This is a genomic window from Psychrobacter sp. DM8, from assembly GCF_051307025.1.
GTDB lineage: Bacteria > Pseudomonadota > Gammaproteobacteria > Pseudomonadales > Moraxellaceae > Psychrobacter.
Genome location: NZ_CP195538.1, coordinates 1941997 through 1958756, shown reverse-complemented (window position 1 = coordinate 1958756; position 16760 = coordinate 1941997). Strand labels below are relative to the sequence as shown.

Annotated in this window: 12 protein-coding genes; 2 read left to right on the top strand and 10 right to left on the bottom strand. The window is 45.9% G+C overall.

The window, feature by feature from the left end; translation table 11 throughout:
• Window positions 1-227: 227 nt before the first annotated feature.
• From aguA to ACR64J_RS08255, 5 genes are all read right to left on the bottom strand, one after another.
• Window positions 228-1367, bottom strand: a complete 1140-nt coding sequence (gene aguA / locus ACR64J_RS08275) for an agmatine deiminase (protein ID WP_435949235.1) — start codon at window positions 1365-1367, stop codon at window positions 228-230.
• Window positions 1368-1425: 58 nt separating this feature from the next.
• Window positions 1426-2295, bottom strand: coding sequence for an N-carbamoylputrescine amidase (aguB, locus tag ACR64J_RS08270; RefSeq protein WP_435949234.1), 870 nt, complete (start codon window positions 2293-2295; stop codon window positions 1426-1428).
• A 240-nt stretch (window positions 2296-2535) separates the two neighbouring features.
• Entirely contained in the window at window positions 2536-4029 is a 1494-nt protein-coding gene (locus ACR64J_RS08265) for a Na+/H+ antiporter NhaC family protein (RefSeq protein ID WP_435949233.1), read from the bottom strand.
• A gap of 164 nt (window positions 4030-4193) precedes the next feature.
• Window positions 4194-5576 carry an NAD(P)/FAD-dependent oxidoreductase gene (locus ACR64J_RS08260; RefSeq protein ID WP_435949232.1) on the bottom strand — a complete coding sequence of 461 codons (1383 nt, stop codon included), beginning with the start codon at window positions 5574-5576 and terminating at the stop codon, window positions 4194-4196.
• Window position 5577: 1 nt separating this feature from the next.
• The gene (locus ACR64J_RS08255; RefSeq protein WP_435949231.1) at window positions 5578-6921 is read right to left on the bottom strand and encodes a glutamine synthetase family protein; all 1344 of its coding nucleotides are present in this window, start codon (window positions 6919-6921) and stop codon (window positions 5578-5580) included.
• Between the two features lie 391 nt (window positions 6922-7312).
• Between ACR64J_RS08255 and ACR64J_RS08250 the strand changes: the two genes are divergently transcribed.
• Window positions 7313-8056 carry a gamma-glutamyl-gamma-aminobutyrate hydrolase family protein gene (locus ACR64J_RS08250; protein ID WP_435949230.1) on the top strand — a complete coding sequence of 248 codons (744 nt, stop codon included), beginning with the start codon at window positions 7313-7315 and terminating at the stop codon, window positions 8054-8056.
• Window positions 8028-8810 (top strand): cupin domain-containing protein, encoded by a 783-nt coding sequence (locus tag ACR64J_RS08245; protein ID WP_435949229.1) that lies wholly within the window; start codon window positions 8028-8030, stop codon window positions 8808-8810. The genes ACR64J_RS08250 and ACR64J_RS08245 overlap by 29 nt, the downstream gene beginning before the upstream one ends.
• Here ACR64J_RS08245 and ACR64J_RS08240 read toward each other — a convergent pair.
• The 5 genes from ACR64J_RS08240 to carB form a co-directional block, all read right to left on the bottom strand.
• Entirely contained in the window at window positions 8807-10195 is a 1389-nt protein-coding gene (locus ACR64J_RS08240; RefSeq protein ID WP_435949228.1) for a glycosyltransferase, read from the bottom strand. The genes ACR64J_RS08245 and ACR64J_RS08240 overlap by 4 nt on opposite strands.
• A 169-nt stretch (window positions 10196-10364) precedes the next feature.
• Window positions 10365-11237, bottom strand: coding sequence for a TIGR03915 family putative DNA repair protein (locus ACR64J_RS08235; RefSeq protein ID WP_435949227.1), 873 nt, complete (start codon window positions 11235-11237; stop codon window positions 10365-10367).
• 48 nt (window positions 11238-11285) lie between these two features.
• Window positions 11286-12554, bottom strand: a complete 1269-nt coding sequence (locus tag ACR64J_RS08230) for a putative DNA modification/repair radical SAM protein (protein ID WP_435949226.1) — start codon at window positions 12552-12554, stop codon at window positions 11286-11288.
• Between the two features lie 165 nt (window positions 12555-12719).
• On the bottom strand, window positions 12720-13196 hold the full coding sequence (gene greA, locus ACR64J_RS08225; protein ID WP_435951058.1) for a transcription elongation factor GreA: 477 nt from the start codon (window positions 13194-13196) through the stop codon (window positions 12720-12722).
• Window positions 13197-13492: 296 nt separating this feature from the next.
• Window positions 13493-16747, bottom strand: coding sequence for a carbamoyl-phosphate synthase large subunit (carB, locus tag ACR64J_RS08220; RefSeq protein WP_435949225.1), 3255 nt, complete (start codon window positions 16745-16747; stop codon window positions 13493-13495).
• Between the last annotated feature and the right edge of the window lie 13 nt (window positions 16748-16760).

Genomic DNA, 16760 nt, shown 5'->3' with positions numbered 1-16760 from the left:
TATTTTATAAAAATCATAATGATAACTAGAGGGTAAGCAAGAATTGCCTACGTACTCATGACGATAATATAGCATACGATACGGATGCCTATACGCAAATAATCGATTAAACAAAACCTATTGACAAAAATATGTTGGCTAAATTAATGACTTACTTAGACGGATACGACCGGCTACTGTATTTCTTACGCCCATCCGTCTTGTATCACTTTTGATTATATAAAAGACTAGGACTGACCGGCTGGCTGCTGTTGAGTGATACAGTGAATATTGCCGCCGCCATAGACAATCTCACGAGTTTGCACGCCTATGATTTGATGATGAGGAAAGATATTCTCAAGCTGGGCAAGCGCTAGGCCATCGTTACTATCCTCGTATTGCGGTACGATTACCGCGTTATTACAGATTAAAAAGTTAGCATACGAGGCAATACATAAATCACCAGATTGGCGCGCTTTGGCATCATCAGACGGCGCGATGTTATAGTTTTTGGGCAAGGTAACCGCCTCCTTGGTACAGCACAGCTTATGCACCTTTAAACGTCTACCCTTTGCATCTGTCATATGTGATAACTGCTGATAGGCTTTTTGTGTGGCGGCAAAGAATGGGTGAGTCGGGTCGTCGGTGAACAGACACACCGCTTCGCCAGGACGGGCAAAGCAAGCAATGTCATCGATATGTCCCGTGGTTTCATCAGGATCAATACCATCGTCTATCCACAGCACCTTTTGCGCATTTAGATAAGCTTTGAGGGTGTCCTCAATTTGTGACTCATTTAAGTGCGGATTACGCCCAGGGCTCAGCAAGCACATGCGAGTCGTCAACACGGTACCTTCGCCATCAACATGAAACGCGCCGCCCTCCATCACAAAGTTGTCTGTGCGGTAGCGCTTGATATCTAAATAATCACATAGGCGCGCAGCAAGCTTATCGTCATTGTCCCAAGGCGCGTACAGACCATCAACGTTGCCGCCCCACGCATTAAATACCCAATCACAAGCGCGCAGCTCTCGGTTATCGTTAATCAAAAACGTCGGAACAATGTCACGCGCCCACGCATCATCACTTAGCATGGCGATGACTTCGATATTCTCAGGCAAGCTATCACGGCACTCTTGATAATCTATAGGATTGACGAGCACGGCAACCGCGCAAAATGGCTCAATTGCCAATGCTACTGCTCTATAAGCGGCTTTGGCAGGGACCGCATTATCACGCCAATTATCCGCCCGGTGCGGCCAGACCATCCAAACCTTGTCTATAGGCTCAAACTCAGCTGGCATGTAAAAGCCGTCTGCGACTGGAGTAGAATTCAAGATTAAACTTTTAGATAAGGGTTCTTGTCTTTGTTTATTGGATGTCGACATATAAACCACCTTTATAAATAGGCTATTGGGTTAATAAGCTTTTGGAGGTAATCGCGTATTAGCCATGAGTCAGTAAAGTGCCATACATGGAGGGACGGCGGTCGCGAAACACGCCCCATTGCTGACGATCACGGGCAAGCTTATCCAGATCAAAACTGGCACTTATGATCTCAGGTTTATCCGCTGACGCTTCTTTAATAATCTCGCCGCGCCCATCAGTAATAAACGAGCTACCGTAGAATGACATGATGCTATCAGTGCCTTTTTGCGTTATCGTCTCTGAACCGATACGGTTAGAGGCAATTACGGGTATGAGATTGGCGGCCGCATGACCTTGCATACAGCGCTGCCAGTGTCCCTTTGACTCTATACCAAGCGTGGGCTCATCGCCAATTGCTGTGGGGTAGAGTAGTAATTCGGCACCCATTAGCGCCATACTACGCGCGCATTCTGGAAACCATTGATCCCAGCAAATACCCACGCCTATCTTGGCATATTTAGTCTTCCACACCTTAAATCCTGTATCCCCTGGGGTAAAGTAGAACTTCTCAGCATAAGGAATGCCATCTGGGATATGGGTTTTACGATAAGTGCCAAGTACCTCGCCATCAGCATCAATGATGGTCACACTATTAAAAAAGGTATTGCCTGAGCTCTCATAAAAGCTAATGGGCAAGACTACTTTTAGCTCTTTCGCTAGTGTCTTAAAGTGCGTGATAGCGGCGTTATTCTCGACGGTGCTTGCCATTTTAAAATAATCAAAGTTGTGTACTTGGCAAAAATAAGGCGTCTCAAATAACTCTTGCAGCAAAATGATATTGGCACCCGCTTTTGCAGCCTTAGTGACCAAGTTGCTTGCTGTATCGATGTTCTTTTGCTTATCCCAACCACAAGCCATTTGGGTCGTTGCAACGGTAACCGTACGCATAAGAAGATTCCTTTTAGTGATAATAAATAGAATATAGGCCAAAACGATTCAGCGAAGTTGAAATAGCTTTTTATGGTGTGCTTTGCCTATACCGACTGCGAAAACATCATTCCAATCTTGCGCTACAACACGACGTATCCGTTTTACTTAATTGGTAATCAATAATGGGCAATTACCGATTCGCAATTGCCCATTGTGTTGTAACAATACTGTATCGTTAATAGTTGCGCTTATTACCGCTTACGCCATCAAAAACCCCAAACCTAAGAAGGTCACAACGGACAGTCCAGCACCGAGCATGGCATAAGGAAACTGCGTAAAGGCATGTTGCATCGGAGAACACCCAGCGCCTTGAGCGGCAAGTAATGAGGAGTCACTAAAGAAACACGCGTGACTACCAAAAGAGGATGCTGATAGTAAGGCACCAATCATCAGCGGTGTGCTTACGCCAAGCGCTAAAGAGATTGGGAAGACAATCGGCATCGCAAGAACATATAGACCCCAGCTCGATGAGGTCGCAAACGTCAAGAACGCCATCACTGCAAAAATAACTGCTGGGAAAATAACAACTGTCATGTAAGGCGTAATGGCATCGATAACATACGTGGTCATACCCAGCTCATCATTGATCGCTTTTAAAAAGAAGCCGCCGACAACCGTTGATAATGGATACAGCATGACTTTGAAGCCTTTAAAAATTGCCTCAACTTGAGTCTCGAACGCCAAAATACCTTGTATCCAGTACACAACAACAGTCACAAAACAGGTCAGTAGAGCGCCGCGTAGTAAGTCAATCTCAAAATAAATAGTTGAGATAATGAGTAATATCATTGGAAAAGCAAAGTTTGCAATATTGGCTTTAAATGATAGTTTGCGTTTGGCTTTAACGTTAGAGACCAGTTGCTCTTCGACAAATGCCTCAGGAACAGGGTTGCCCGCTTTAGCGCGTTTTTCTGCTCTTTTCATTGGGCCCCAATCACCCAAAATACCATAAGCGACTAAGAATACGATGAGTAGAGCAAACCAAGCATAGGCCATATACGGGATAGCAGTAATATAAAGACCAATACCTTCACCATCGCCTGCAACACCGTTCTCTTCTAGTAGTCCTGCAAAGTATACTGCCCAAGTCGATATGGGGACAATAATACACATAGGCGCTGCGGTAGAGTCGACGATGTAAGCGAGCTTCTCACGGGAGACGTGATAGACATCGGTCAGTTTTTTGACAGAGGTCGATACTGCCAGACAGTTGAGATAATCATCGATAAAGACTACGACACCTAACGCAAAAGTGGCTAGCAAGGATTGCCGGCGCGACTTGATGATTTTTTGTAGCCATTCACTAAAGCCATCCAAGCAGCCGCTAATCTCAAGCAACTGAATGAGACCACCCATCAGACCACAGACCAGGACGATCCAGATAATCGTCTCATTGCCCAAAACTGCTGACATATTATCTGCAAAAGGGGTGATCAAATCAAAAGGGTTGAGCATGACAAGTCCTGCCACGCAGCCTGCTATCATTGACTCAAAAGGACGTCTGGACACAATAGCGACCACAAGGACCAGTAAGGTCGGCAATAACGACAACGCGCCCCAAGACTGGTCCGCATCATGGCTAGTGGCTAGCCAGGCAAAAACAAGATAGATCGCAACAGCTGCGACTACGGTCAAAAACACTCGCTTATTATGATACTGCTGCTCAACTGCTTTGTTGAGTTTCATGTTCATAAATACACTCCCTGTAAACGCTCATTATTTTTATAGAGCAAAATCACTCTTATTTATGGTCGGCAAGTTGTCATCTATCCACTTGCCAAAAACCATCACAACACTCCTTTGTTGTGATGGGGTCATGCTAACAAGTAAAACAAATCGCTTGATTCATATAGCCACTACAAACCAGTGCGATCCTTTAGGGCATACCACCACGATCCCATGACAGAGTAAGGCACACGTAGCGCGCGCCCACCTGGGAAGGGTATCCATGGGATCTTGGTAAAAGTATCAAATTCATCAGTTTTGCCGTTGATAGCATCTGCTAAGATCTGACCAAATAGGTGCGAGCCGGTGACGCCATGACCGCTATAGCCATGAGCAAAATAGACACGCTCGTGTAATTTACCTAGCTGGGGTACGCGCGAAAATGACAAGGCAAAGTTACCGCTCCACGCGTAATCGACTTTAGCGTCACGTAGCTGCGGAAAAATTTTGTGCATATTAGGGACGATTTTGGCAGCGATATCCTCAGGATCTTGACCACCGTAAACAGAGCCGCCACCAAATAACATGCGTTTGTCGGCTGATAGACGATAATAGTCCAAGATATAACGCACATCCTCGACACAAACGTCAGAGGGAATCAGCGTATCAGCTAAATCACCGAGAGGTTCAGTAGCGATAATCTGGGTGGATACTGGCATAACGCGGTCGGTGAGCTTGGGGATGACCTTATTAAGATAAGCATTACCGCAGATAACCGCTTGCTTACAAGTTACTGTGCCAAACTCGGTAATGATTTTGATCGCATCATCACCATACTCAACGTCGACAACCAAAGTATTCTCGTAGATAGTGCCGCCCTTTTGCTCAACAGCTGCCGCTTCGCCTAGCGCCAAGTTTAGCGGATGAAAGTGCCCGCCTGAGTGATCGATGATGCCGCCGACATAAGCGTCGGTATTGATATACTGCTCGATGCCTTGCTTGTCCAGCATCTCGCGATCATGCATACCGTGGCTTTCCCACAGCGTATGCGTATTTTGTAAGTCCTTTAATTGACTGGCATTAAAGGCGGCAAAGATGTTTTTTTCTTTAAGATCGCAGTCGATATTATAGTCATGAATAAAGCGGCGAATGATTTTGCCGCCGCGCGTGACCAATTTACCCACAAAATCTGCGTTCTCTTGACCATAAGACTTTTTGATCTTCTCAAGGCTAGCATTAAGCCCATTAACGATTTGACCGCCGTTACGACCAGAAGCACCCCAACCAATCTGCGCGCCTTCTAGTACCACGACTTCGTGATCGCTCTCAAGCAAATGCAGCGCTGCTGAGAGGCCACTATAGCCGCCGCCAACCACACAGATCTCAGCCTGAATGTCGTCTTTTAATGTGGGACGATCAGGCTTTGGGTTACGACTAGCAGCATAGTAGCTGTCAGGGTACTTTCCTTTGTCAGAGTAGTGCGGAATATTGCGCGTATTGTTGCTCGCATGACTAGTCGGCTTACTCGTCTGCGTGTTTTGCTCATTGGGCGGTGTAATAGGGCTATTTGACATCTTAGACATCCTGTAGATAAGTGAGGTATTCAAGATTGGTAACTTGCTGAGCAAAGCGCTTGGCTTCTTGCTTTTTGACTGCAGTGAGCAGCTCAATCATCTCGGTTGGGAATAGCGCATCGATCAGATCGCTCTCTTCAAACTTACGAATCGCTGAGAGCCAATCTAACGGCAGCAGTTTAAGCTCAGTCTCATCATAAGTAATATCATTGATAGGGTTTGGCGCTTCAAGCTTATTTTCAATACCATAGAGCATGCCGGCGAGTACGGCGCTACAGACCAGATACGGATTAGCATCAGCACCTGATACGCGGTGCTCGATACGGCGCGCGCGCGAGTCGCCACCTGGTATACGGACTGCCGCCGTACGATTCTCATAGCCCCATGAGATATTGTTTGGGGCAAGTGTCCCTGGAGTAAAACGGCGATAAGAGTTGACATGCGGGGCGAACAACAAAGTGCAATCAGACATCGTCGCAAGCAGACCTGCTACGGCGTGACGCAGCATGTCTGAGCCTTCATCACTACCATCATCAAAGACATTGTTACCGTCTTTGTCGAGCAAGCTACAATGCACATGAAAGCCATTACCAGATTGCAGACCAAAAGGTTTTGCCATAAAGGTGGCGGTCAGCTTACGTCGTGCGGCAACGGTTTTGACCACTTGTTTGAACAGTACCGCATCGTCAGCAGCCTTTAAGGGATCATCGACATGCAACAGATTAATCTCAAACTGACCACAGCCATTCTCAGCTAAGGCGGCATCGACTGGGATATCGAGTTTTTTGCACTGCTCGTAGATCTCGTCCAAAAACTCATCGAACTGCAGCAAATCATTGATACTTAAAATGGAGGTTTTGTTGAGCCTTAGACCACTCTTTGGACGAATAGGCGGTTTGGGCGTCTCACCCTCAACATAATCAACCAGATAAAACTCAAGCTCAGTTGCCATAACAGGCGTAAGGCCAAGCGCTTTAAAGCGTTTACTGATGTAATCGAGCACGTGTCTGGCATCACCATAATATGGCTCATTGTCTTCGGTATAGAGCCAAACCGGCAATAGTGATGAGGGCGCACTAGTATTTAATAGTGGAAAAGCGGCACGACCAGTAGGACGAGCAATAGCGTCTATATCGCCATTAGACTGAGAGGACTCGATGACATCTGCGCCCCAAATATCGACACCCAAAATAGAGAGCGGCAAGCGGATACTACCGTTTTGCGCTTTGTCCATTTGATCAAAAGGAATACGCTTACCTCGTAGTAAGCCGTTGATGTCGCCTGCTGCAATATAAACATATTGTGTATTGTCTGTAGAGTCGACCATTCCGTTGGTTGCCGTCATATCCGTTTTCCTGTTGAAGTAATAAAAACTGTGTTCTATGTATCATAAAACCAGAGTGATAAATCGTATCGATAATAAACGCTAACCTTATATTTCTTCTGCCAAATGAGTGACTTAGCTAATGACGGTTCGCATTTGCGAGTTATGCTATTGCTATCTTTAGTATGGCTAATGAATTACAATATATTACCGAAACTTATAGTTGTCAATTTTTATTTAAAAAGTATCGTAAATAGGCTTTAAAAGTCGTTTTTAATCATTAATACAAAGAAGTGTGATTTATAGTTTACATTTTGATAAGCTCCGTGTTAAATTTCAATAGAGCAAAAATGTATCGCGACTACAACTTCACCTACTACTATATTTTTACCTACTACTTAGGAATCATTTTATGCAGCCATCTAAACCTATTATCGCCATCGTATCTTGTCACAAGATGATCGACGGACAACCGGGTCAGTCGGTATATCAAAAATATATCGATGCGGTACAGCACTATGGTGGCAATGCGATTTTATTGCCCAATACGGCGGCTGAGGATGACAATTTTGACGCGCTGATGACTATGGTTGACGGGATTTTATTGACAGGAAGTTATAGCAACGTTGCACCAGACAGATACGGCGCGACCCATATTGAAGAAAAACAAGATCTTGGCCGAGACGCGCTGAGCTTTAAGCTGCTCGCTTATGCGGACAAAAATGACGTGCCCCTGTTGGCAATATGCCGCGGACACCAAGAGATGAATGTTTATTTTGAGGGAACGCTATATCCTGATTGGCGCGATGTTGAGGGGTTTTTTGAGCCACATTTAGAGGACAGTACTCAGCCTCTAGAGGTACAGTATCAGCCCGTACACGATGTGCTTATTCAGCCTGACGGCAGATTGGCAGCGTTTGGAGACACTTGGCATGTGAACTCACTACATAAACAGGCTATCAATAAAGTAGGTGCGCGCTTATTTGTCGAAGCAGTCGCCCGTGATGGGATGATAGAAGCAATAAGCTTATTAGAACATCCCTTTATGATTGGTGTACAATGGCATCCTGAGTTAAATTATGCGCAAGATCACTTGTCCAAGTTTTTATTCACGGAATTTATCGACCATGCCCGCAAAAAATCTACCAAGCAGTAAGCACCAAGACCATAAAACGACTTTTAATGATGATGAGGTTAGTAATAACCACACCATTGATAGTGATGACAATAGTGACGATGAGGCGTGCGCCAGTGCAAATAGTCTCAATCAAGACGTCGACATCGATAACGGCTTAGACAATGAAGCTGAAAATGACGGGTTAGATACTCACGCTACTCCGCAAAAAAGCGAGTTGCAAGAAGAGAATATCGGCAAAAAGGTCAATCAGCTGCGCCTAGCTAAGGGCTACTCGCAGCGTAAACTTGCTAGAATGGCGGGACTCACGAATACTTCTATTAGCTCCATCGAGCGCAATAAAGTCAGTCCAGCGGTCAATACCCTAAAGGCGATACTCGAGGTGTTAGGTTCTGATCTTACTACCTTCTTTAGTGATGAATGGCAAGCGCCAAAAGCCAGAGTGGTCGTCACGCCAAAGGACTTGTTAGAGATTAGTGAGCCTGGCTGCCGTGTATCGCTCAAGCAAGTGTACAACCATAGCACTACTAAAAATCTTGGATTCTTGATAGAAACTTATCAACCAAACAGCTCGACTGAGGAGAAGATTGCTCATGAAGGGGAGGAGATCGGCACAGTCATCGAAGGCAAGATTTTGATACGAATCGATGAGACAACTTATTTGCTTAACAAAGGCGACAGCTACGTCATCGACACCAATCGCCCGCACACGTTTATGAATCCAAGCGATAGCATTGCTCGCGTTATCAGCGCCCATACACCGACGACTTACTAATGAGTATTATCATCAAAGCTATGAGTGGTCACACTTTTCTCGTTTATCGTTTTTTTATTCATGCTTTTAGAATTTAGGCGATCAGTTTGTTTTTCTAATATTATCTTAGACTCGCCCATAGCTTTTGGCGACTTTTTTAATAGCTCAACTTTGGTATTGTTGACCCTTTTATGTGTGGACTCCACCATAGGGTTATCCGCTTTGAGCTGTTTTTTTACTCTTTTGGCGGCGGAGACATTGACAAGTAATTGCTCTTCAAAAAGTGCTTGATCATAGAGCGCATTGTAAACGGCCAAAGTTTCGCTAATCATCTCACGCATGGTAAATTCATTGGTCATCTCAGGCCGAGTTACGCTCTCAAGCTGATGCCTGACCGTTTTACACAAGGCCACAGCGTTGTATTTTTTGACCAGTCCCTGTGGGTACAAGGGCTGCAAAATCTCACTAAAAGCAGCTTGATCCCAGCCTACTACAGGCGTACCTAAATGAATAGCCTGTAGAGCATTAATACCGATGGATTCAGGCTGATTGGCTAGTGCCATGACAATATTGGCCGCTGATAACCACTCGCGCATATCATTGCGCTTGCTACCTACATAAGTAATGCGCTCAGCCAAACCTAATGCATTAGCGCGCTGACGAAAATCCTCATGCGCCACATCACTCTCGCGGTAATCCTCATCCATAATGATGACATGAATCAGCGGAAAATCCTCTTGCAGATTCCCTAAGATGTCAATCAGCCATTCTTGACCATACTCATTGCCGATAATCGTAGGAAACACCAGCCATTTTTTGTGTTCAAGTTCAGGGTATTCTGCAAAGGTATGACGCAGCCAGTATACTGATGGATTGTGCCGATAAGGATAACGCCGTGTATCAACGCCGCGGTAGATGCGTTTGATAACTTTGGGATCGGCCTCTTCTCGGCGCAACCCCTTTTTTAGATAATTGGTTACGCTATCTGATACGGTGATGATGGTGTCGACATCGAGCAGGGCTTGCGAGTACTTATTGATCGGATAAAAGCCGTACATTGTAGAGACCAGTTTTGGTCTACGTTTAACTTTGGCTCTTTTAAGCGCCAAGTGTAGTATCCAAGCAGGCGTTCTTGAATGGATATGTATGACATCAGGGCTGTATTTTTCGACTAAGCGCCGTAAGGTGTTGACCTGTAACAATGACAACCAAGACTTTTTATTCATGTGCAGCTGATGATAGATATTGCCATCACGCTCCAAGCGCTTGACGAGGTCATTATCTTTGTTAGCGCTGGCAACAATGATAGAGGTATGACCGTTTTTGACCAGAGCACGCCCAAGATGAAAAATACCGCGTTCGGATTCATCGTGCTTTAGGGAGGAGAGCAGGCGCATAACGATCATAATAGAAGGCGACAACCATAAAATATAATAAGTTGAGAATATAGTAAGCTGATATTGTCAGTCATAAATACAAAAAACTCAACCTTATAACCAGATTGAGTTCTATAAATAGGGTTAAGTACTTTTTTGCTGACACTTTTGGTAAAGTATCTTTGCGAGCATCTCTTTCCTACCTTTTCTTTTGAAGATGGTCGGCATTGGGTAAAATTTGCTTTTCGCTCAAATACTTCCAATAGCGCTGCGGCATGTGCTGTCTATGCAGGCGAGTGTTCTTGCGCTCTTTGATATTGACATTCGTAAAGTAGCCTTGCCAAAAGCGCTGATAGCGCTGCTCATCCTCGCTATGAATGCTCGCAGGATTGCGTAGTACCGCGTCATCAAGATCGGTGATGGTTTGTAATTCAGCGGGGCGCGTCGGTGTGCTCAGGCTCTTGTCATAGTAGATACCATAACCGCGTGCTAAGTCATAGATTGCCCAATGCTGATCTTGATAACGCTGACGAAAATGCTCGCCAATTATCGGCAAGACATTAAAATCCGGTTCAACTCTAGCAAAATAAATGTCGTCAGTAGTATGCTCAAAGCGTACAAAAGCCTCCATCCGATGCTTTTCGCGGTGCACAGACTTAACAGTCTGTACCAACTCCAAAACGTCTAGATGACCCAAATCTTCCAAAACATTACGCCGAGGAAAATCAATCGCATATTTAACGATATGAAATAGCGTCGTACCAATATGATCTTTTTCAGATAAAAACCCCCATAAGAGCTTGCGCATACCAGAGCGACCAAGCAGGGCATTGAGTTTTTTGAGGACACGCTGCGCTTGCTCGTCACAAGTTGTCAGAGTCGTGGCCGCGCTAATGAGCGAGGGTACATAACGATCCTCAGCGACAAGCTGCAATAGCTCATGGTTTTGCAGTTTGTGTTCATAGACGTAATAGACCGCACTGAGCCAACCCTCAAAGGTCGGCTCATATATCAAAATAGTCGGCGTCACCTGACCCACTGCAAAGTTATCTTTTAAGACAAGCTGCGACATAAATCATCCTATAGCTATCTGATCGTTTTAAACAAGTTTACGAGCATGTTAAAACAGTGCCAGCTGACCACTACGCTGATCTTTGTATTTGGTTTGCGTTTGTGCAAGGACATACTGGCGAAAGTTGTCACGTGTGAGATGCGATAGATGCTCGTTTTTACCTGTCGTGGCAATGAAGTATTTGGCACGATTGACCGCTGCTCCCATTTTCTTTAGGTGCTCTAAGGTCAATTGATTGAATTTGCGTGCTTTGACGATTTTCTTCGCGGTTCTAGTACCAATGCCTGGTATACGGACGATCATCTCATAAGGTGCGGTCTGAATATTTACCGGAAAACGCTCGCGATGACGTATCGCCCAAGCCAGCTTTGGATCACAGTCTAAGTCCAAAAATGGGGATTCAGGCTCGACAATTTCGTGCGCACCAAAACCATAAAAACGCATGAGCCAATCAGCCTGATATAGACGGTTCTCGCGTACCATAGGGACAGGCGTGCCAATCGCTGGCAGACGAGTGTCAGAGAGCATCGGTACATAGCCTGAGTAGTAAACACGCTTGAGATCATACTCTTTATAAAAATGGCTAGACAGCTGAATCACTTGCAAATCTGTCTCATTGCTTGCACCGACAATCATCTGACTGGTTTGACCCGCTGGCGTGAATTTCGGTGCTTTTTTATGCTTTTTTTGGCTCTCGCGGATGGTGATGATTTCAGTCTTTACTGTTTCCATCGGTGCTTTTAATTCGTCATGCGACTTCTCAGGGGCAAGCAGTGCCAAACCTGATTTGGTCGGTATTTCAATATTGACACTGAGACGATCCGCGTACAGACCTGCTTCTAATAAAAGCTCTTTTGAGGCCCCAGGAATGGTCTTTAGATGAATATATCCATTAAAGCGCTCACGAGTACGCAGTAGCTTTGCGACCTCAACCAAGCGCTCCATCGTATAGTCGCCACTCTTAAAAATACCTGAGCTCAAAAATAGCCCCTCGATATAGTTACGACGATAAAACTGCATGGTGAGATCAACCACTTCTTCAACGCTAAAAGCCGCGCGCGGAGTGTCATTGCTTTTGCGAGAAGTACAGTATGCACAATCATAAATACAATGATTGGTGAGTAAGATTTTGAGGAGGCTGACGCAGCGACCGTCTTCGGTATAGCTGTGACAGATACCTGTCGCTGAAGCATCACCCAAACCGCCGCCTTGATTTTTGCGCGTGCCAGCAGATGATGAGCAAGACACATCATATTTGGCCGCATCGGCTAAGATGTTGAGTTTGCCTTGAAGTCTTTCGTAATTGATGGTTGCCATAGAGGAGATTACCAATTCGTTAGTAGGGTGCTATTTTACCAAATTACGCGGTAAGTCTTTGTATTTATTGCAGAATTGATAGCTCTATACGACAACGGTTGTCGCATAAAAAAACCTCAAATCTTTTGAGAAAATTTGAGGTAGTTCAACTAACAACGATAAAGTCTAGTCATAAATCACTTTCATGATCTCATACTCGACCACGCCTTTTGGCGTTTCGATACGGGCTTCGTCACCTTCAGACTTGCCAATAAGACCACGAGCGATAGGGGAATTGACTGAGATTTTACCTGCTTTAAAGTCCGCTTCATCGTCGCCTACGATCTGGTAGCGTTTTTCTTCTTCGGTGTCCATGTTTTCAATGACGACTGTGACACCGAATACCACGCGGCCTTCTTGTTTGAGGGTTGAGATATCGATCACTTGCGCGCCGCCAAGCTTGGCTTCGATGTCACGAATACGCGCTTCACAAAAGCCTTGTTGCTCACGTGCAGCATGGTATTCAGCGTTTTCTTTGAGGTCACCATGTTCGCGCGCCTCGGCGATAGAGGCAGTAATACGCGGACGATCGACCGTTTTTAACTGCTTTAATTCGGCTTCTAAAGCTGCGTGTCCTTCTAGAGTCATAGGGTAGCGTTGCATGATTTTTCCTTTAACCAATAACATCACACCACCTCCTACTCCTAGCGGATAGTGAGATGGTGCTAGTGGGGGTTGAATCTAATAATAAGAGAGGGCTTAGCGCTACGATAGCCAGTAATGCTACATGAGCGAAACAGACGTACTAAAAAGCATAGTCGCAGTCTTGCCACTATGCTTTTTTAAAAGTACGGGTATAAGCCAACAAAATTGTCGTTACGCCTAATCTACTGAATTTATCAAATTAAGTCAATAGAGTAAATATATACCGCCTGACAAGTCAAGCTCGACACGTTGAGTTAAGCTATAGGTTTGGCCTGTGCATGCAAGTCTTGTAGCTTATAAACATCGAAAGGCAAATCAATGGCGTAAGACTTACAAACTGCGTCAGCCGCGCCTAGAGTCGTCACATAAAACACTTTACCTTGCAAAGCGCTGCGGCGAATAGAGAATGAATCCTCTTGTGCCTGCTTGCCTTCAGTGGTATTGATAATAAGGTCGATTTTGCCATTTTTCAAGGCATCGACAATGTGCGGGCGACCCTCAGTGACCTTGTTGATTTGCTGACAGTCAATACCAGCATCAGCGAGTACCTGTTGCGTGCCAGTGGTCGCTACGATATCAAAGCCATAATCAACCAACTGGCGGGCGATAGGGGCAATCTGCGCTTTATCGCTATCACGTACCGAGATAAAGACCGTTTTGCTCTCGCCGTCAGTGGGCAAACCAGGCAGGCGCTCATTACTACCAATAACCGCTTTATAAAAGGCCTCGCCAAAGGTTTTACCAACGCCCATGACCTCACCCGTTGATTTCATCTCAGGGCTCAAGATTGGATCAACACCTGGGAACTTGGCGAAGGGGAATACGGACTCTTTGACCGCAAAAAACGACGGTACAATCTCCGTCATAAAGCCTTGATCTTTGAGCGACGTGCCTGCCATACAGCGCGCGGCAACCTGTGCAAGGGAGGTACCGATACATTTAGAGACAAAGGGTACCGTACGCGCCGCGCGAGGATTAACCTCTAAGATATAAACGGTCTCGCCTTTGACCGCGAACTGAACGTTCATCAAGCCAACCACACCAAGCTCTTTTGCCATAGCGATAGTCTGCTCGCGCATGACATCACATAGCTCATCTGATAGTGAGTAAGGTGGCAATGAACAGGCTGAGTCGCCGGAGTGCACGCCTGCTTGTTCAATATGCTGCATGATGCCGCCGATGACCACATCAGTGCCATCACTGACACAATCGACATCAACTTCAATAGCGTCGTCTAAGAAGCGATCTAGCAGTACCGGCGCTTCATTAGAGGCTTGAACGGCGGTGCGCAGGTAATGTCTAAGTTCATCTTCGTTATAGACAATCTCCATCGCGCGGCCGCCGAGTACGTATGAAGGGCGTACGACTAATGGATAGCCGACGTCTTTGGCTTTCACTAAACCGTCCTCTAAGCTCGTCGCAAGCGCGTTTGAGGGCTGAATGAGGTTTAACTGATGAATCATGTGCTGGAAGCGTTCACGATCTTCTGCGCGATCAATAGCGTCAGGACTGGTGCCAATGATGTTGACGCCTGCTGACTCCAAAGCGCGGGCAAGTTTCAACGGGGTTTGACCACCGAACTGAACGATGACGCCATCAGGTTGCTCTATACGGACGATCTCAAGCACGTCTTCTAACGTAATCGGCTCAAAGTAGAGGCGATCTGAGGTGTCATAATCGGTCGAGACCGTTTCAGGGTTACAGTTAACCATGATGGTTTCATAGCCATCTTCACGCATGGCAAGAGCGGCGTGTACGCAGCAATAATCAAACTCAATGCCTTGACCGATACGGTTAGGACCGCCGCCGATAACCATGATTTTTTTCTTGTTAGTCGGATTGGCCTCACATTCGCTATCGTAGCTTGAGTACATATAAGCGGTGCTCGTCGCAAACTCTGCTGCTGCCGTATCTACGCGCTTATAAACAGGATAAATGTTTAAATCCCAACGCTTTTTGCGCAGCTGTTTTTGTGAGACGCCAAGTAATTTCGCCAAACGTAAATCCGACAAGCCTTTACGCTTAAACTGACGAAGGTTGGTCTCATTTAAGCCGGCAAAGCCTAGCGAGCGTACTCGAGTTTCAGTCTCGATGATATCTTCAATCTGCACGAGGAACCACGGGTCAATATTGGTCAGCTTAAACACTTCATCAACGCTCATGCCGATACGAAAGGCGTCGCCAATATAAAAGATGCGCTCAGGCGTTGGAATAGTCAGGCGATTGGTAATCTCGCTACGAGCTTTGCTGGTGCTAACTTTAGCTAAGTCAATTTGCTCATCAAAACCATCTGCACCCGTCTCTAAGCCGCGCAGTGCTTTTTGCATAGATTCTTGAAAGTTACGGCCAATCGCCATCACTTCACCGACCGACTTCATCTGTGTCGATAAGATATTATCTGCTTGCGGGAATTTCTCAAAGTTAAAGCGTGGAATCTTGGTGACGACATAATCAAGCGTTGGCTCAAAGCTTGCTGGCGTTGCGCCACCAGTGATATCGTTTTGCAGTTCATCCAAGGTATAACCGACGGCTAATTTGGCGGCGATACGCGCAATCGGAAAGCCTGTTGCCTTTGAGGCGAGCGCTGATGAACGCGACACGCGCGGGTTCATCTCAATGACGACCATACGGCCTGTCTTAGGATTGATACCGAACTGTACGTTTGAGCCGCCCGTCTCAACGCCGATCTCACGCAGTACCGCCAGAGACGCATTACGCATGATTTGATATTCTTTGTCTGTCAAAGTTTGTGCTGGGGCGACAGTGATAGAGTCGCCAGTGTGCACGCCCATCGGGTCAAAGTTCTCAATGGTACAGACGATGATACAGTTGTCATTTTTGTCACGAACGACTTCAGTTTCGTACTCTTTCCAGCCAATCAAGGACTCATCGATCAGGAGCTGATGAGTTGGCGATAAATCAAAACCGCGCTCGCAAATCTCAATAAATTCATCGCGGTTATATGCGATACCACCACCTGAACCGCCCATAGTGAATGAGGGGCGTATGATACACGGATAGCCCATTTTTTCTTGGGTGGCAAAGGCTTCTTCCATGGTATTGGCAGTCTCAGCGCGCGGACATTCTAGACCGATACGTTTCATCGCTTGGTCAAAAAGCTCACGATCTTCTGCCATCTCGATGGCGTCTTTGGTCGCACCAATCAGCTCACAGTTGTATTTTTTGAGTACGCCATGCTTGTCCAAATCTAGCGCACAGTTGAGTGCGGTCTGTCCGCCCATCGTCGGCAAGATAGCATCAGGTCGCTCGACATCGATGATTTGTTCAACGGTTTGCCAAGTAATCGGCTCGATATAAGTGGCATCCGCCATATCGGGATCAGTCATGATGGTGGCTGGGTTTGAGTTGACCAAAATAACTCGGTAGCCTTCTTCACGAAGAGCTTTACACGCCTGCGCGCCTGAATAGTCAAACTCGCACGCTTGGCCGATCACGATGGGGCCTGCGCCAATGATAAGAATGCTTTTTATGTCGGTACGTTTTGGCATAATGTTTTTAAGT

Bases quoted from the DNA above. Each gene is read 5' to 3' on its own strand.
- aguA (WP_435949235.1), bottom strand. From the start codon at position 1,367: ATGTCGACATCCAATAAACAAAGACAAGAACCCTTATCTAAAAGTTTA.
- ACR64J_RS08235 (WP_435949227.1), bottom strand. From the start codon at position 11,237: ATGTCGCAGCTTGTCTTAAAAGATAACTTTGCAGTGGGTCAGGTGACG.
- carB (WP_435949225.1), bottom strand. From the start codon at position 16,747: ATGCCAAAACGTACCGACATAAAAAGCATTCTTATCATTGGCGCAGGC.
- aguB (WP_435949234.1), bottom strand. From the start codon at position 2,295: ATGCGTACGGTTACCGTTGCAACGACCCAAATGGCTTGTGGTTGGGAT.
- ACR64J_RS08260 (WP_435949232.1), bottom strand. From the start codon at position 5,576: ATGTCAAATAGCCCTATTACACCGCCCAATGAGCAAAACACGCAGACG.
- ACR64J_RS08250 (WP_435949230.1), top strand. From the start codon at position 7,313: ATGCAGCCATCTAAACCTATTATCGCCATCGTATCTTGTCACAAGATG.
- ACR64J_RS08265 (WP_435949233.1), bottom strand. From the start codon at position 4,029: ATGAACATGAAACTCAACAAAGCAGTTGAGCAGCAGTATCATAATAAG.
- ACR64J_RS08255 (WP_435949231.1), bottom strand. From the start codon at position 6,921: ATGACGGCAACCAACGGAATGGTCGACTCTACAGACAATACACAATAT.
- ACR64J_RS08240 (WP_435949228.1), bottom strand. From the start codon at position 10,195: ATGATCGTTATGCGCCTGCTCTCCTCCCTAAAGCACGATGAATCCGAA.
- ACR64J_RS08230 (WP_435949226.1), bottom strand. From the start codon at position 12,554: ATGGCAACCATCAATTACGAAAGACTTCAAGGCAAACTCAACATCTTA.
- ACR64J_RS08245 (WP_435949229.1), top strand. From the start codon at position 8,028: ATGCCCGCAAAAAATCTACCAAGCAGTAAGCACCAAGACCATAAAACG.
- greA (WP_435951058.1), bottom strand. From the start codon at position 13,196: ATGCAACGCTACCCTATGACTCTAGAAGGACACGCAGCTTTAGAAGCC.